General features: G+C 54.7%; 16 protein-coding genes and 1 pseudogene. 4 read left to right on the top strand and 13 right to left on the bottom strand.

The genetic code is table 11. The features are described 5' to 3' along the window. Nucleotides 1–220: 220 nt before the first annotated feature. Nucleotides 221–1483, top strand: coding sequence for a hypothetical protein (locus FED52_RS03195; RefSeq protein ID WP_138858924.1), 1263 nt, complete (start codon nucleotides 221–223; stop codon nucleotides 1481–1483). 12 nt (nucleotides 1484–1495) lie between these two features. Here the strand turns inward: FED52_RS03195 and FED52_RS13845 are convergent, their stop codons facing one another. Further along, on the bottom strand, nucleotides 1496–1660 hold the full coding sequence (locus FED52_RS13845; protein WP_034778922.1) for a hypothetical protein: 165 nt from the start codon (nucleotides 1658–1660) through the stop codon (nucleotides 1496–1498). A 19-nt stretch (nucleotides 1661–1679) separates the two neighbouring features. Next, on the bottom strand, nucleotides 1680–1907 hold the full coding sequence (locus tag FED52_RS03190) for a DUF3221 domain-containing protein (RefSeq protein WP_058764445.1): 228 nt from the start codon (nucleotides 1905–1907) through the stop codon (nucleotides 1680–1682). A gap of 124 nt (nucleotides 1908–2031) precedes the next feature. On the opposite strand from FED52_RS03190, the gene FED52_RS03185 reads away from it, so the two are divergent. Next, nucleotides 2032–2916, top strand: coding sequence for a tetratricopeptide repeat protein (locus tag FED52_RS03185; protein WP_240731297.1), 885 nt, complete (start codon nucleotides 2032–2034; stop codon nucleotides 2914–2916). A gap of 64 nt (nucleotides 2917–2980) precedes the next feature. Here FED52_RS03185 and FED52_RS03180 read toward each other — a convergent pair whose 3' ends face one another. From FED52_RS03180 to FED52_RS03145, 8 genes are all read right to left on the bottom strand, one after another. Next, nucleotides 2981–3916, bottom strand: a complete 936-nt coding sequence (locus tag FED52_RS03180; RefSeq protein ID WP_138858923.1) for an IS30 family transposase — start codon at nucleotides 3914–3916, stop codon at nucleotides 2981–2983. Nucleotides 3917–4025: 109 nt separating this feature from the next. Then, nucleotides 4026–4775 (bottom strand): SDR family NAD(P)-dependent oxidoreductase, encoded by a 750-nt coding sequence (locus FED52_RS03175; RefSeq protein ID WP_138858922.1) that lies wholly within the window; start codon nucleotides 4773–4775, stop codon nucleotides 4026–4028. Between the two features lie 125 nt (nucleotides 4776–4900). Next, nucleotides 4901–6550 (bottom strand): methyl-accepting chemotaxis protein, encoded by a 1650-nt coding sequence (locus FED52_RS03170; RefSeq protein WP_240731296.1) that lies wholly within the window; start codon nucleotides 6548–6550, stop codon nucleotides 4901–4903. Nucleotides 6551–6798: 248 nt separating this feature from the next. After that, nucleotides 6799–8622, bottom strand: coding sequence for a methyl-accepting chemotaxis protein (locus FED52_RS03165; RefSeq protein ID WP_138858920.1), 1824 nt, complete (start codon nucleotides 8620–8622; stop codon nucleotides 6799–6801). Nucleotides 8623–8741: 119 nt separating this feature from the next. After that, on the bottom strand, nucleotides 8742–8954 hold the full coding sequence (locus tag FED52_RS03160) for a DUF2922 domain-containing protein (RefSeq protein ID WP_021066376.1): 213 nt from the start codon (nucleotides 8952–8954) through the stop codon (nucleotides 8742–8744). Between the two features lie 29 nt (nucleotides 8955–8983). Next, complete coding sequence (locus tag FED52_RS03155; RefSeq protein ID WP_138858919.1) at nucleotides 8984–9196, bottom strand: hypothetical protein; 213 nt, start codon at nucleotides 9194–9196, stop codon at nucleotides 8984–8986. Nucleotides 9197–9222: 26 nt separating this feature from the next. Next, nucleotides 9223–9363, bottom strand: coding sequence for a YvrJ family protein (locus FED52_RS03150; protein ID WP_016510821.1), 141 nt, complete (start codon nucleotides 9361–9363; stop codon nucleotides 9223–9225). A 68-nt stretch (nucleotides 9364–9431) separates the two neighbouring features. After that, on the bottom strand, nucleotides 9432–9644 hold the full coding sequence (locus FED52_RS03145) for a hypothetical protein (protein ID WP_029594867.1): 213 nt from the start codon (nucleotides 9642–9644) through the stop codon (nucleotides 9432–9434). A gap of 319 nt (nucleotides 9645–9963) precedes the next feature. Here FED52_RS03145 and FED52_RS03140 point away from each other — a divergent pair, with 319 nt between their 5' ends. Next, nucleotides 9964–10404, top strand: coding sequence for a MerR family transcriptional regulator (locus FED52_RS03140; RefSeq protein ID WP_138858918.1), 441 nt, complete (start codon nucleotides 9964–9966; stop codon nucleotides 10402–10404). Nucleotides 10405–10433: 29 nt separating this feature from the next. Here the strand turns inward: FED52_RS03140 and FED52_RS03135 are convergent. The 3 genes and pseudogenes from FED52_RS03135 to FED52_RS03125 all read right to left on the bottom strand — a co-directional run bounded on the left by FED52_RS03135 (nucleotide 10434) and on the right by FED52_RS03125 (nucleotide 13403). Next, nucleotides 10434–11188, bottom strand: a pseudogene (locus FED52_RS03135) (Fic family protein). Between the two features lie 194 nt (nucleotides 11189–11382). After that, nucleotides 11383–11535 (bottom strand): hypothetical protein, encoded by a 153-nt coding sequence (locus FED52_RS13840; protein ID WP_167491763.1) that lies wholly within the window; start codon nucleotides 11533–11535, stop codon nucleotides 11383–11385. A gap of 14 nt (nucleotides 11536–11549) precedes the next feature. Beyond that, nucleotides 11550–13403 (bottom strand): sensor domain-containing phosphodiesterase, encoded by a 1854-nt coding sequence (locus FED52_RS03125; protein ID WP_138858917.1) that lies wholly within the window; start codon nucleotides 13401–13403, stop codon nucleotides 11550–11552. Nucleotides 13404–13682: 279 nt separating this feature from the next. Between FED52_RS03125 and FED52_RS03120 the strand changes: the two genes are divergently transcribed. Continuing rightward, on the top strand, nucleotides 13683–15281 hold the full coding sequence (locus FED52_RS03120) for a C40 family peptidase (protein WP_240731295.1): 1599 nt from the start codon (nucleotides 13683–13685) through the stop codon (nucleotides 15279–15281). Nucleotides 15282–15295: the final 14 nt, after the last annotated feature.

The raw sequence follows: 15295 nt of genomic DNA, 5'->3' as shown, positions 1-15295 counted from the left end.
GAATAAACTTGTAGTCTTTGACGAACTGTTCATATACGCAATGGTTGCAGCTCACAATCAAGGGAAGTCACCTTGTATTCATCGATTTAGAGTCATCTTAAATAAGGGCTCATCATTCAATTCCCGATTTCCACTTCTAAACCTGGTCAATTATTGTTTACCCCTTCCTCATATGAGGAATAGGCATATCATCTATGTTTATAAAGGAAGGTGTCATCGCGTGACTTGTCCACACTGCGGAGCGAAGACCCGCTCGAAAACCACTGTTTGTCCGACGTGTGGCCATCGCCCACGTCGCTTGAAATGGATTGCTGTCCCCATCGTCATCGCACTCATCGCGTTCGTCTCGTTTTTGACGAACGCCTATCTCACCGACACTCCGCGCTCGAGTGAATCGCTCGCCGACAAAGTCGATTTGAACATCACCGAAGATACGGTCTCGGCTAACGGGGCTAACACCGTCGACCTCGAGACGTTGCAAGATAGCTTATATACGATTGGAACGGGCTCCGGCTTTTTGATTAGCCCGCAAGACGTGTTGACAGCGGCCCATAACGTCGCCGGCATCACTCGCGTCACATTGAAACAAGGTGACGAGACCGTGAACGGTACCGTCGTCGGGCGGACCGACGCCATCGCCGTCATCCGCATCGAGAAAGTGAAGGCGACCCCGTTCTCGTTCAGCCACGCGATTGTCGGACCCGACGAGCCGGTGTTAACGCTCGCGCCAGATGAACAGATCGAAGGAACGCTCACGTTCGAAGAAGACAGCTATAAGCGGGAATTCGATTTACCGAACCGCGCCGTCGGCAGCCCGATCGTCACGGCCAATGGACGAGTGCTCGGCATCCACTTGGTGACGAAGACGCTCCCGGTCGCCTTGTTCGAACAAGACGTATTGTCGTTCCTCGAGTCGGACACGCCGGCCCCGCCACCGACGAAAAAACGCAGTACGCCGGCCGCTGAACTCGCACCGGTCGCACCGATCACACCGGTCCCAAAACGAGAAGAGCCGGCAGAACCCGCTCCAGCTCCAGCTCCAGCTCCAGAACCGGAACCGACACCGGAACCAGAAGCTGCTCCCGAAGCTCCAACTGAAACCGAGGAGCCAGCAGAAGAACCGGTACCGGTTGAAGAGGAAGCACCAGCCGAGCCGGAACAACCGGCCGAAGAACCCGAGACGCCTCCCGTCACGGAACAACCGACCGAGCCTGACGTCCCTGTGACCGAACCGGCGGAACCGGTCGAGCCAGAGAAGCCAGCCGCTCAGGAGAAAGAAGCGGAAGCAGCGGCACCGGTCAAAAAGCAAGACAAACCGAACACAAAACCAAAGGCAGATCAGCCCGACACAAAGCCGAAACAAGACAAGAAAGACAAACCGGCACCACCGCCCGTCACCGAGGAGAAACCGGACGCAACTGACGCGACCGAGGATGTCCCGGACGAGCCGGTGGAAGACGAAGAAAGCACGCCATCTGAATGATGACGTGCTTTTTCATGTGTCTTTTCGAGAGCGCCGCTGCACGTTGCCGACCGCGGCCCCGAACAACAGCAGGATGATCGACAACATCCAAAACGGCATCACGTCCTGCAACAACCAGACGATCAGCGCACTGATGGCGATGACGACGCCCATCCATAAGAAATTCGACTGTCCCATTCAATTCACCTCGACACCATCATAGCACATCGATTCGATGCGCCGTCGCCTGTGGCGGCAGCGAGCGGGTCATCTTCTCATCATGCTCGACGCGCACCTGTTGACCTACGGCGAGCGGTGTCTCGTCCTCTCGCAACGGCTCCTCCCAGTGAAATACGATCCCATCGAACGGCTCGGCATCCAAGTTCGGCGCGACTCGAATCCGCGTTGGCTCGAGCTCGACGATATACCCTGTGAACGTGACCATCTCCATTCCTCCCTTTCCTCGGAAATCCTTCCCTTTTCTTTTCCCATTTTTTGAAATTAATCTACTCGTCCGTCCAATTGCTCGGTATAATGAAGCCACACTCATGAACTTGGGAGGGACCCTCATGAAACACACCATCGATTTACACCATCTAGATTTTCAACGCACCTTCCTTGAGATGATGCTCCTTGAAGAACTGATTGACGATTATAACGCCGAGTCCATCGAGTCGCTCATCGTCCGCGGCGAGACGCACTTTCCCGAGGACCCTTTCTTCCCGGCGATGCGGGCGTATCCGCTCATTCGCGAAGGCGAGTTCGGCCGGGCCCGCGCCGCGCTCGAAGCAGCGGGCGAAAAAGGCGACCATTATATGATTCACTGCCTCCACGGTCTCTTGAGCGATGATACGAATTTCACGTTCGAGGCCGAGCAGTATTTCCTTCGCGCCGTCGAACGCTATCCGGACGTGCCGATGGTCCAACGCGCGATCGCCGTCCATTACTTCAACCGCAAGTTTTACGGGGAGGCCGGACTCCACTTGATGCATTACGTCCGGCTCGCCGGGTTCAACGAAGAGACCGTGCCGATGCTACTCGAATTCTTCCAAGCGTTCGATGAGATTCCGCTCGAGATGAACGATGAGCTCCTCAAGGTGGCCATCGGGTACTTGAACGCGAACCCGCGCAACCCGCGCGCCCACTCGCTCTATGCGTCGATTTGCAGCCATCGGGTCGAGATGCTCGTCAAACGGTTGCCGGAAGACAATCATCAGCTCGATGACGAGACGATTGCGATGCTGCTCGAGGTCGAAGAGCACGGCATGTGGAGTGCGACATATGACGACAGTGAGGACCATATGTTCCGCGCCATGTTCGCCGATTATATCGACAACGTCGTCTTGCCGAACACGTCCAGACTGTATGTATATCGCTTGCGTCTCCGCTACTGGTACCACCGGCTCACGCACCGCCTGACCGGGGGTTACGGGGACTCGATGCGTTCGTCGTAAATCAACAAGGGGTCCTGCCACCGCATGTCGGTGACTGGACCCCTTGTTTTTATCCGACGGTTTGTCAAATTAAGCGCAACACTTCCTCCGCGAAGGCCTCGTGTGCGGTCTTCCAGCCGAGACATTTCCTCGGCCGCCCGTTGATCTTGGCGAGCGCGTCCACGATCTCTCCCTGGCCGACCGTCGCGAAGTCCGATCCTTTCGGGAAGAACTCGCGCAGGAGGCCGTTGGCGTTCTCGTTGCTGCCGCGCTGCCAGGACGAGTACGGGTCGGCGAAGTACATCGGCACGCCGAGCGATGCCCGGACGCGCTCGTGACAGCTGAACTCCTTGCCCCGGTCCGTCGTCGCCGTCCTGAACGTGCCCGCCGGGAAGGCGGCGTGGACCGTGTGGATCGCTTCCTCCATCGAGGCCGCGCTACGGTCCGTGATCGGCAGCGCGAGGTAGAACCGGCTCTTGCGCTCGACGAACGTGGCGACGCAGGCCTTCGATTTCCCGCGCCCGGAGACGACGGTGTCGAGCTCCCAGTGCCCGAACGTTTGGCGCCCCCTGACCTCCGAAGGCCGTTTCGAGATGGACAGCCCGACATTGAATCGCCCGCGTGTCTCCACCGGTTTCCGGCGCTTGCCCTTCTGACGGAGCACGGTCGTCGGCACGTCGATCAAACCCACATAGATCCATCGATAGATGGTCGAGAAGGCGATCCTGCCGCTGAAGAGCCGCCCCACGATCTGTTCCGGGGACCAGGTCGCCCGCAGTTTCTCGATGATCGTCAGACGCATCATGTCGTCGAGCTTCGTCTTGGCGCCGCAGTTCGCTTTCGCCCTCACGTAGCGTTCCTGTGCACGGTCCGACTTGTACCCGGGGTTCCGTCTGATCTCCCGCGAGACGGTCGAGGGCTGTCGCCCGAGCCGTCTCGCGATGGACCGTACGGACATCCCGAGCTCCAGATAGGTCTCTATTTTCACGCGTTCGGCTGTGGTAAGATGGGTGTAGCTCATAGCGATTCCTCCGTCTGAATGTTTGTGTGGTAACTTCATTCTACACGAGGCCGTCGCTATGGGCTTTTTTGCGTTCACGTTCAGGTGTTGCACTTAATTTTATAATTCATCATCCCATATACGGATGAATCGGTCCGCGCAACTCGAACGAGTAGTCCTCGTGGTTGACGATGCCGACGACCTGGTCGCTTTCGAGCAACTGCAGCAAAAACTCGGCCATCTCTTCGGCCGTATGATACTTCTCGACGTTTTGGCTATAATCAAAGTCCTCTTCTTCACGGGCACGGTTCGCAAAGCCGGTCTCCGTCGCGGCCGGTGCGAGCACTTTCGCCCGCAGCTTATCCCCGTCGTTCATGAGCTCTCGGGCGAGCCCTTCCGTATAGGCACTGACGAAGAATTTCGACGCGCTGTACGTGACACCTTTTTTGGCGATGTGATAGCCGACGACAGACGCGACGTTCACAAGCGTCGCCCCTTCGACGTTGTGATAGTCGCGAACGTATAGGCTCGAGAGCACCGTCAACGCCTCCACGTTCAAGCGGATCATGTTCTCGATTTTTCCGACCTCGACGTCCTTCACGAGATTCGAGTCCCCGAACCCGGCGTTATTGACCCACGTCTCGATATCGAGATCGGCGAGTGACTCATACAATCCGTACACGTTCTCGCTATAAGACAAGTCTTTCGCTTTGATGATGACGTCACTCTTCGGTGAAATCGATTTGATCTCACTTCGTAACTTCTCGAGCTCGTCGTGGCGGCGTGCCACGAGCACGAGTGACTTCCCTTGCTTGGCGAGCAATTTCGCCGCTTCATAGCCAATGCCTGAACTTGCCCCGGTGATGACGGTATATTTCATAATCCTGTCCCCTTTTCACTGTAATCGAGATTTTGTCTCTCTCCCGCAATTCCCCTAACCTTGCCCCCTCAATCCTTGGAACACGCAAAAACCGTCCTCCCCCGGACAGGAAAGGACGGTCCACATTACGTTTGGAAGCGACCGATGAGCGTCTGCAAGTCTCCGGTCATATTGCCGAGCGACTCGGCGACACCGTTCAACTCTTGAATCATCGCGAGCTGGGCGTCGGCCGTCTCACCGACGCTACGCATCGTCTCGGCCGTGCCTTCACTGTCACTCGCCATATGGATTGCCGCTGTCGCGACTTGTTTCGTCGTCGTCGCGATCTCGCTCGAGGCGACCCGGATCTGTTCCGTGTTCTCGACCGAGGCGTGCAATTGCCCGACGATTTGTTGGAACGACGACGTCGCTTCTTCAAGCAGCGCCGTGTTCGTCTCGACGCGGCGGGCACTGATGGCGTGACGCTCGAGCACCGCATTCGACTGCGTTTGAATCGATTCGATCAAGCCGGCGATTTGGGACGCCGATTGTTTCGACTGTTCCGCAAGCTTGCGGACTTCTTCGGCGACGACGGCGAAGCCTTTCCCTTGCTCCCCGGCCCGGGCCGCTTCGATGGCCGCGTTCAAGGCGAGCAGGTTCGTCTGGTCGGTGATCGACTGGATGACCTCGGTAATGAGGGCAATCTCATCTGACTGTTGTTTCAACGCCGTGATTGATTGACCGGTCACGACCGTCTCCGATTCGAGGGCGAGCACTTCTTGTTTCGCTTGTTGAATCGTCTGTTCCCCGCGTTCGGCGAGCTTCAAACTCGTCTGGACGTCTTGGCTGATCGTCCCGATCGACGTGGCGATTCGTTCGACGCCTTCATCGGCCGCCGCGACCGCCTGTCCGCTCTTCGAAGCAGCCGCCGCCTGGTTGACCGTCTCACCGACGACTTGTTCAATCATCCGCGTCGTCTCCTCTGTCTGCGACGACATCTCTTCTGTGCTCGCGTACAGTTCTTCCGACTGCGCCGTGATTTCTTGGGCGTTCCGGCTCACTTCATCGATGAGTTCGCGGAGATTGCCTTTCATCTGGTTGAAGCCAAGCATCAACTCGCCGATTTCATCGCGCGTGAGCGCTTGAAGGTCAGCGCGTGTCAAATCACCGTCGGCGACGATGCCGACCTCGTCCGATAGTTTGCGAAGCGGGACCGTGACCATGCGTTGGAGGAAGTAGCCGGCGCCGAGCGTGAGTACGAAAATGATGACGGCGATCACTGCAGAGTATATCAATGCACTTTGACCTCGACTCTCAAGCTGCGCTTGCTTCGCCAACATCGCGGCTTCCGATTCGGCTTGCATCGTCTCTCCTGACTCAATGATTGATGCCGTCACATCCGGCAACAACCGGAGCGCGAGTCGGTCCACTGTTTCTTGATCATCCGCGTCGATTGCTTGAATCAACTGTTGTGCTAAGTCATCGTAACCTAATGCGTATGACATCAAGTTCTCTAGTTCTTTCGTCTCTTCTGTCGAAGGCGAAAGTTCTAACAAGGCATTGATTGCTTCTTTTTTCTCTTCTGACCCTTGCTGCTCTCCTTCAAGCCGGGCCGGCTCTTGTTCAAGAATATAACCACGCAGGCCATACGCCTGACGGACCATCCCTAACGATAAGTCATCGGCCGCCTTCATCCGCATGACATCTGATGAAATCATTTCTTCATATCGGCTCGTCGCATCGTTCAGCGCCATCAGATTGTAACCCATCCCGATTACGACGAGTAAAAGAATCATTCCGATCCCGCCAAACAGTTTCTGCGTCAATGTGAGTTGATTTAGCCTTTTTTTCATCTTCTCGAGGAACGCGTCCTCTCACACCTCTATTTCTATCAAATTTTGGAATCACATGATTTCTATCGGTTTGTGCAAACGGTTTTCCACATTTGTTTCCAATTATTTTAATGGATTGACCTTATTTACGAGTCTTATGTTCCATTTATTGTCACAAAAAAACCGCAGCTCCTCACGGCTGCGGCCTCGTTTCATAACTTGAACTGTGACACGCGATTCGAAAGTTCGATCGCTTGTTGTTCGGTTTCGTGCATCCGAGTTTGGACGTCGTTGAACCGCTCGACGGACAGTTGGACTTTCTCCGAAATCGATTGCGTCCCGTCCGCCCCTTCCGTCACGGTCGTCGCGACTTCTTGGATGACGTGGAGGATGCTGTCGGTCATATGGCGAAGTTGGAGCGCGTTCGTCTCGAACGTCTGTGCCGTCTCCCCGAATACGGTCGCATCCGCTTCATATTGCGTGGCCGACTCCTCGAGCCGGTCGTAATCGGCGAGCACTTTCGTATCGAGGAACGTCAACATATCGGCCGAGCTCGTGTTGAGCCGGGCGACCGAGTCGATGACCGTATGCGATACCGCTTGAATCTCGTTCACCGTCTGGCGCGAGTTCTCGGCGAGCTTACGAATCTCCGAGGCGACGACGGCGAAGCCGCGACCGGCATCCCCGGCCCGGGCCGCCTCGATCGATGCGTTCAAGGCGAGCAAGTTCGTCTGGTCGGCGATGGTCAAGATGGCGCTCGTCAGGACACGAATCTGTTCGACCGACTGCGCCCCTTTAATCGCCTCGTCAAGTTCGATGCGTTTCTGTTCGATGATGGCGTTCGCTTCCGTCTTCGATGCAACGGCTTGTTCACGCATGGCGTGAGCGCGACGTTCGACGTCGCCCGCTGTCGTCGCGCTGTCGTTCGACAAGTCGACGATGGAATCGATGGAACTGCCCATCTCGGTCGTCGACGCACTCATCTCTTGCGAGGACGCGGCCGTCTCTTCCATACCGGCCGTCAATTCCTCGACCGTGCCTGACGTTTCTTCCATGTAACGGCTCAGTTCAATGACTTCCGCTGCCACTTCTTTTGACGAGACGAGGACGACTTTTGCCGTCTTGTCGACGTCAATCATGATGTCGCGTAGCGTCGCGAGGAACGTGTTGAACGAGCGGCTCACTTGCGCGATCTCGTCGTTCGATGTGACCGGGATGGCCATCGTCAAGTCTCCGCCTTGTGAGGCCAACTCGTCAAACTTCTCTTGGAGCACCCGCATCGGTTTGATGATGGAACGCAATAAGCTCAGTCCGAGGAACAAGAGAAGGACGAACGCTCCGATCGTCACGACAAGCAGTGCGATGAGCGACTGCCCGAACTCGCGTTCCATGTCGGCGCCGACACGTTGTGAACCTTCCGAGTTGTAGTCGACGAGCTCGGTCAGGCGTTGCGTGAAGTTATCGTATGTCGATTGGGACTGGGCATCGTAATACGAGCGAGCCATACCGTTGTTGCCGGACGTGCTGAAAATCAGCATATTGTCCGACACGCGTTGATACATCTCCCACTGGCGGCTGAAGTTGGCGAACAGCTCCTTGTCCGTCTCACCTGTCGCCGTCTGTTCATATTTCGGGGCAATTTCATTAATCCGTGTCCGAATCTCTTTCATCACGGACATCAATTCTTCTTTCGCGGCCGTGTCGTCCGTCACGATGTGTTCGAGCTCGAGCGCGCGATAGTTCGCCGCGAGCGTGTTCAGCTCGTGGGCGTAGTCGAGCCCTTTGTTCCAATTGTTGACGATGTCATCGCCTTGACGGTTCGCATCGGCGAGCGACAAGAGCGAGTAGCCGCCGACACCTGCGACCATGAGGAGCGCGAGAATGACGAGTCCCCACAGCTTTTGACGGATGGTCAGGTTCGTGCCGGTCACCCGCTTCCCTTCACGCGTGCTTGGCTTTCGTCGTTTCGGTTTCCATTGAAAGCGCCGGACGTTTAAACGGTTCCGCAACACCTTCCACTTCTGTTTCACTGACATATGTATCTTCCCCTCTCGCGTGCAACGTTTCTTCCTATATCGTCTTGACGTCGAGGAATCTAAAGGGAATTGACCAAAATAAAAAAAGATGACTGAAAACTCAGTCATCTCTTGACTCGTTATTGGACGTTCAACACGGTTTGCGTGCCTTCGATCATCTTGATTTCTGTCCATTTGACGACGCTCTTGCCGAGCGGATCGTTGGCGACCATGAAGTCGGCGAGCGCTTGCACTTTCAACGCGTCGACCGGCTGTTTCACGTTATTCAAACGGAAGCGCGATACTTTATTGAACATGTCCAAAAATGCGATTTCTACTTTAGTCTCAGTCATGGGTTAGTCCTCCTTGTATGTGGGTGTGATTAGACGACGTCGTATTCGCGAACGACCGACACGGTGAAATCTTCTTGCTCGGTCAAGTCGAGCATGAGGTGACCGAACGTCTCGGCGTTGTCAGCCGTGAGCGCCGCCCGGATCGGACCGAAGCGCTGCGTTTTCTTCGTCGGTTTCAAGCTGTTCAAATCATGGTGCGTCGTCAAGACGAGCGTCGCTTTCTTTTCAGTCAATACGGCCATGGGGGATGGCTCCTTTCAGGGATGGATTACGATTCGGATGGATAGGTCGAGTCGAGACGCTCGAGCAATTGAATCATGCGCTCAAGGCGCGTCTCAATCCGGTGGAGCAGATAGAGCGAGACGACGATCGGGAAGCCGAGATTCGAGATGAGTTCGGGCCAGCTCATGGGCCCACCCGCTCATCGGACAAGGCTCCGGCGGGACGCTTCGATACACGCATCAGGGGTTCCTCCAATTAGAACGTCACGTGGAACTCACGCGACACGACGTATGCGGCGGATTCGACCGCAAGAAGCGGGATCAACAGATCACCGAACTGCTTGATCTCCTCGGTCTCCATCCGCGCACCGAGTGGACCGAACCGGACGAGCTGACGCTTTTCTTTGCCGTCAACGAGCCGCTTCGTGTCAAGATAAAAGACGCTTGCGTATTCTCGATACACTGCCATATGTCTCACCTCCTTCGCCCCTATTAACCGAAGTTGGTGAATGTTTGCTCATATTTCCTTGTTACCTTTTTGTAACGACTATAGACCCATTCTGAATGAAGGCCATTCATCGTCTAGAATCGGCTTTATTCCTTGAATTTACATACCAATTAGGGTATCTTAATAGGCGTCAACCGAATTTTGAAAACACGCCTAAAGTCCCACGAATTCATTTCCCCACTTTGAAAAAACTGACAGTTAATTACTTGAAAATGGGGTACTATACGGAGGAGGGCATTTTCGAAATGACCAGTTTGACTTGAAGAAGGAGATACTCTAGATGAACAGCTTAGACTTCGCACTCAACACCCCTATTCCTTCCGCTCAACTCGACTTCGACCAAACCGACCTGACGTTTTACGCGACTGACTGGGATGACTATCGCCCCGAAAACGCGAAGCCGCTCCTGTACAACGAACGCCCATTGACCGTCTATCCACTAAAAGAACTGAGCCGTGCGTTTCATGTCGCCGGGATTCCCCGTAGCCAGCAACAGCTGATCAAATGGGAAACCGACGGCGTCTTGCCACCGACCCCGTTCACGATGGGACGCAAGCGCTTCTATACGGAAAATCAGATTCGGACTATCGTCGACATCGCATTGGAATGCGGACTACGGCCCCGGACACACGTCAAAAAGACGAACTTCTCCGAGTTGGCCCATAAAGAATTGGCGTACATACTCCAGTTAGAATTAAAAACCAAACTGCCGCATGAATGAGCGGACATGAGACAGCCCTTCCTGACGATTCAGGAAGGGCTGTTTTTGGATGGACGAGGGGCGATGGCGCTCAAATATAAATCAAGCGATGTTTCGACCTCTGTAGCGACCAGATTGATAAAGTCGTTGTACATTTCTGTCGTATGCGCCCGATCTAGCGCATTGTAATAACTCAGGCGATTTTCGACTTTGATGACGACAGGCGGATAACCGGACTTCATCAACTCCAAATTGAGCAATAACCGAGACGTACGACCATTTTCATCAATGAACGGATGAATCCCCACGAACTTAGCATGTAATAAAGCACCCCGTTCAACTGGATGCATCGTATTCGTCTCTGTTTCATACCAATTTATCAGCTGCTCCATCTGTTCTTGAATGAGATAAGGAGGCGGCGGCACATGAGCGGCTCCGGCAATAAACACTTGCTGGCCCGATAGACGCCTGCATACGCATCATCAATTCCTTTCAAGACGAGACGGTGCAAATTTTTAATTTGCCACTCCGTCAGCGGCTCTTCACGTCGAACAATTTCTTCGACGTAGGAAATGGCATCTTGGTGGTTGATCACTTCTAGATGTTCTCGCATCGTCTTCCCGCCAACCGTTATACCTTCCAACACCACTTTGGTCTCGTTGATTGTCAACGTATTTCCTTCAATGGCATTCGAGTTATATGTCCATTCTAAAAAGAGTTTTGCTCTCAAACTTTGAAGCGTATATGTCGGCAGCGGTCGGTTTTGATCCAGTTGTTCTTTTTTCATCGTCAGTTGCTCAAACATATAACCCGCTTCCTTTCTCTCAAGTGTTCGTGATTTAATTATACGCTTGTTACCCAGAGCAAGTCGATTTCGAGTGAACGCCTCATTTCATCTTTAATCGGCAAGGATACCCCCTACTTCAATCGTGTCCCGGGCACAGCCCGACGATAAGTGGGAGAGGAATTGCCGCCGGGGCCGAATCGTGCACGTCCGACTCAATGAACGGTATCGGCATCGACGCGAACGAACTGCCGTACATCTTCGAGCGCTACTACCGGGGCACGAACACGACCGACGATTCGCATCGAGTTGCCGGCCTGACGCGAGCGGCAAAAAAACCGCAGACACGTAACATGTCTGCGGTCCATTCAAAAGGATCCGCTCAACGGAGCGAATCCTTTTTCGTTGTGTCATAATCCTCAATCCACGTCTCGAGCTCGTCAACCGGGAGCGGACGTGAGAACAAGTAGCCTTGCATCTCGTCACAACCGAGCGAACGGAGCGTGTCGAGCTGTTCCGGTGTCTCGATGCCTTCGCACACCGTCTTCAATTCGAGCCCACGAGCGAGCTCGATGATTGACTGGACGATGACGTTTCCGGTCGGGTCGTTGTCCGTCACTTGGATGAACTGACGATCAATTTTGATCTCGTGGATCGGATAGTGCTTCAAATAGACGAACGCCGAGAATCCGGTCCCAAAGTCGTCAATCGAGATCGAGAAACCTTGTTCCCGGAAGGCGATGAAGCGTTCGATGACGTGCTGTTGATTCTCCATCCCGACGCTTTCGGTGATCTCGAACGTCAAATAGTTCGGACAGACATCCATCTCTTTGACGATTTGGCCCAACTTCTCGACGACCCCGTCCGATAGAAAATGACGAGCCGACAAGTTCAGTGCGAGTTGATACATCCGTCCCGAGGCGTGCCACGTTTTCAACTGACGGCATGCCTCGGCGAGTGCCCATTCCTCGAGGGCGATGATGACGCCCGTCGACTCGGCGATCGGGATGAAGTCGAGCGGTGGGATCAACCCGTGTTTCGGATGAATCCAACGCATCAATCCTTCAAATCCATTCAGTTTTCCGGTCGCCGCTTCGATCTTCGGCTGATAATAGAGTGTGAACTCGTTCAAGGCGAGCCCTTTACGGAGGTTCATCTCAAGCGTCAGGCGTGCCGTCGCCTTCTCGCTCATCTCCTCTTCGTAAAAAGCGATTCCTCCACGCTGCACGTGACGCTCATTGGCCGTGATCCGAGTCGTATCCATCATCTCGAGCGTCGAACGTGACTTGTCCTCGATCGAGATAAAGGCGCTCATCGTCAAGACGACATCGAGTTCCCCGACTGCGAACGGCTCACTCGTCACCGTCTCACAAATCAAATCGGCGAGCGCCTTCACTTTGATGCGGTCGCCGTAAGGCGTCCAGAGTAGGAAGCCAGATTGAGAGACGCGCGCCAAGAGCGACGCATCGACGACTTGTTGGAGGCGTTCCGCCAGTTCGATGACGATGTCGTCCGCGCGCTGGATGCCGATTGCCGTCTCGACGGAACGGAACTCGTCCGCCCGCAAATAAATCAATGACCCGAGCTGATGCGGCGTCTGTTCCCGGAGCGCGTCCACGCGTTCGATGAAGCCGTTCAAGTTCATGAGTCCGGTCTGTTCATCCGTATAGGCGAGCTTGGCGAGATGGTCGTCGATCTCTTGGCGGTCGAGCCGGAGATAAAGGATGGCGATAAAATCGGACAGCGTGCTGACAATCAATTCCTCGATAAACGTCCATTGTCGCGGCTCAAACGTCTCGCAACAGATGACCCCTTTGGCCCGATTGTTCGCATAGATTGGCGCGTCGAGCATCGAGTAGACCCGCTGCCCTTCCACGAAATGTTGCTGGTACAAGTCCTTCACCCACTCATGGGTCCGGACGTTCTCAAACGGCAACACCCGGTTCGTCCGCAGGGCGTCGAAGTAGACAGGTGCGTCCCCACGCATGACCGTCAATGCCGGTTCACTCGGGCCACTCTCTTTCGAATAGGCGACTTGGCAACTGATCGATGCGTACGTCTCGTCAAAGTGCCAAATCGAGACCGTATCGACGTTGAGCATATCGGAGACGACCTCGCACATATATAAGAGCGCTTGCCGTACCGCAGCCTCCGTCACCTCTGGCATTCGGACGAGTTCGAACAGTTTCTCTTGATGTTTGCGATATGATTGTGTTGAAAAGTTCCCCTCGTTCATAAGTCCCCTACTCTCATTCAAACGTTTTGCATTCATGATAGCACGAAAAGATATATAAATAGGTTTCCAAAATTCAACAGAAAGTCAATTTTCGATTCCCCTGTTTCTTTAGTACTTCTTCTTCGTCCACGCCCAAAATTATTGACCTTATTTTCAACGGAATCCACTGATTGAGCCATTTCTACCATTGCTTGCCGTATGTGTAAACCCTACAATAAACTTGTATCGTTTTACCTGTCGATAATTGTCAATTGAAATTGAAGAGAAGGAAGTGACCCCATGTCCCCTAAGTCCGGCCTCATGTACTCATTCGCAGCCATCGCCGCCGTAAGCATCATCGCCCAGGCCGACGAAGTCGCAGCAGCCAGCACACACGTCGTCCGTGCCGGTGACACACTTTGGTCGATCAGCCAAACGCACAACGTGTCGGTCGCCCAGTTGAAAGCAAGCAACAACTTAAGCTCTGACCGTCTCGCCATTGGCCAGACGCTTAAATTGAGTGGGAGCGCGCCAAGCACAGTAAAACCCGCCGCTACGACGGCCACGCCAGGACCAGGTACCGTTACAACGGCCAATTTAAATATGCGCCTCGCCGCAGGTACATCACATAAAGTGCTCATCACGATTCCAAAAGGCAAGACGCTCAGTCCAATCCAAACAAGCGGCGCTTGGACGAAAGTTAGCTATGGCGGAAAGACCGGCTGGGTACATAACGGCTACTTGACGACCGCATCCGTCAAACCGGCCACACCGAGCACAATGGCTCCGACAACAGCGACGACGTCAAAGACGACCGCCAACTTGAACCTTCGTGCCTCGAAATCAACGAATTCAAGCGTGCTCGTCACAATCCCGAAAGGCAAGTCGGTCACCGTGTTGAGCATTGAGGGCAGTTGGTCCCACGTCAAATACGGAACGAAGACCGGATTTGTCGCCAATACATATTTAACGAAAGCGGCCTCGACGCCGAGCCAACCGGTCGCACCGTCGAAACCGGCCATCAAAGAAGAGAGCATCAACCAGTCTTACGTCACGACGGCGAATTTGAACGTCCGTCAAGGCCCAGGGATCGGTTACGCCCTCGTCACGAACATCCCGAACGGCACGACCGTCAAAGCGACGAAACAGAGCGGCACGTGGGTGTACGTCACGTATAACGGCAAGAGCGGTTACGTCAGCACCGGCTACTTGAAACAGACGACGACGGCACCGAGCGCGCCGGTCACTCCGAACGCCGGAGACGGCGGTGCGGGCAACGAATCGTTCGACTATGTCGTCAATACGCCATCGCTCAACGTCCGCGCCTCGGCCTCGACAAGCTCTGCCGTCATCGGCAGCGTCACGGCCGGACAGACGCTCCGGGTCGTCCAAACGTCGAACGGCTGGCATCAAATCTATATCGGCAACACGACCGGTTTCGTCGCGGCTTCATACGTCAAAGCGGTGCCGAAAGGTTCTACGACGGCACCGTCAGGCTCGTCTGATGGACTAGCGAAGAGTCTTGCCGCCATCGCGGTCGCCAAAAAATATGTCGGCACGCCTTACATCTGGGCGTCCTCGAACCCGGCCAACGGTGGGTTCGACTGCTCCGGACTCATCTATTACGCCTACAATCAGGCAGGCTACAGCGTGCCCCGCACGAACGTCGCCACGTATTGGTCCGGATCTTATTTCGGGACACAGCTCAGCAAGACGTTCGTCCCGAAAGCGGGCGACCTCGTCTTCTTCGAGAACACGTACACGGCCGGCCCGTCACACATGGGCATCATGATCGATTCGGACACGTTCATCCATGCCGGGACGTACGGACTCGGCTACAACACGATCAGCAAAGAGCCATATTGGAAATCACGCGTCATCGGCTACAAACGACCGTGACCTTCGGCGCATTG

The organism is Exiguobacterium mexicanum, from assembly GCF_005960665.1.
Classification (GTDB): Bacteria; Bacillota; Bacilli; order Exiguobacteriales; family Exiguobacteriaceae; genus Exiguobacterium; species Exiguobacterium mexicanum_A.
The sequence above is the reverse complement of the archived record's forward strand: the minus strand, read 5'-3'. Positions and strand labels throughout refer to the sequence as shown.

What these genes read in the sequence shown, in the direction of transcription:
- FED52_RS13845 (WP_034778922.1), bottom strand. Translation starts at nt 1,660, where the DNA reads ATGGGACAGTCGAATTTCTTATGGATGGGCGTCGTCATCGCCATCAGT.
- FED52_RS03190 (WP_058764445.1), bottom strand. Translation starts at nt 1,907, where the DNA reads ATGGTCACGTTCACAGGGTATATCGTCGAGCTCGAGCCAACGCGGATT.
- FED52_RS03185 (WP_240731297.1), top strand. Translation starts at nt 2,032, where the DNA reads ATGAAACACACCATCGATTTACACCATCTAGATTTTCAACGCACCTTC.
- FED52_RS03180 (WP_138858923.1), bottom strand. Translation starts at nt 3,916, where the DNA reads ATGAGCTACACCCATCTTACCACAGCCGAACGCGTGAAAATAGAGACC.
- FED52_RS03175 (WP_138858922.1), bottom strand. Translation starts at nt 4,775, where the DNA reads ATGAAATATACCGTCATCACCGGGGCAAGTTCAGGCATTGGCTATGAA.
- FED52_RS03170 (WP_240731296.1), bottom strand. Translation starts at nt 6,550, where the DNA reads ATGATTCTTTTACTCGTCGTAATCGGGATGGGTTACAATCTGATGGCG.
- FED52_RS03165 (WP_138858920.1), bottom strand. Translation starts at nt 8,622, where the DNA reads ATGTCAGTGAAACAGAAGTGGAAGGTGTTGCGGAACCGTTTAAACGTC.
- FED52_RS03160 (WP_021066376.1), bottom strand. Translation starts at nt 8,954, where the DNA reads ATGACTGAGACTAAAGTAGAAATCGCATTTTTGGACATGTTCAATAAA.
- FED52_RS03155 (WP_138858919.1), bottom strand. Translation starts at nt 9,196, where the DNA reads ATGGCCGTATTGACTGAAAAGAAAGCGACGCTCGTCTTGACGACGCAC.
- FED52_RS03150 (WP_016510821.1), bottom strand. Translation starts at nt 9,363, where the DNA reads ATGAGCTGGCCCGAACTCATCTCGAATCTCGGCTTCCCGATCGTCGTC.
- FED52_RS03145 (WP_029594867.1), bottom strand. Translation starts at nt 9,644, where the DNA reads ATGGCAGTGTATCGAGAATACGCAAGCGTCTTTTATCTTGACACGAAG.
- FED52_RS03140 (WP_138858918.1), top strand. Translation starts at nt 9,964, where the DNA reads ATGAACAGCTTAGACTTCGCACTCAACACCCCTATTCCTTCCGCTCAA.
- FED52_RS13840 (WP_167491763.1), bottom strand. Translation starts at nt 11,535, where the DNA reads ATGGACCGCAGACATGTTACGTGTCTGCGGTTTTTTTGCCGCTCGCGT.
- FED52_RS03125 (WP_138858917.1), bottom strand. Translation starts at nt 13,403, where the DNA reads ATGAACGAGGGGAACTTTTCAACACAATCATATCGCAAACATCAAGAG.
- FED52_RS03120 (WP_240731295.1), top strand. Translation starts at nt 13,683, where the DNA reads ATGTCCCCTAAGTCCGGCCTCATGTACTCATTCGCAGCCATCGCCGCC.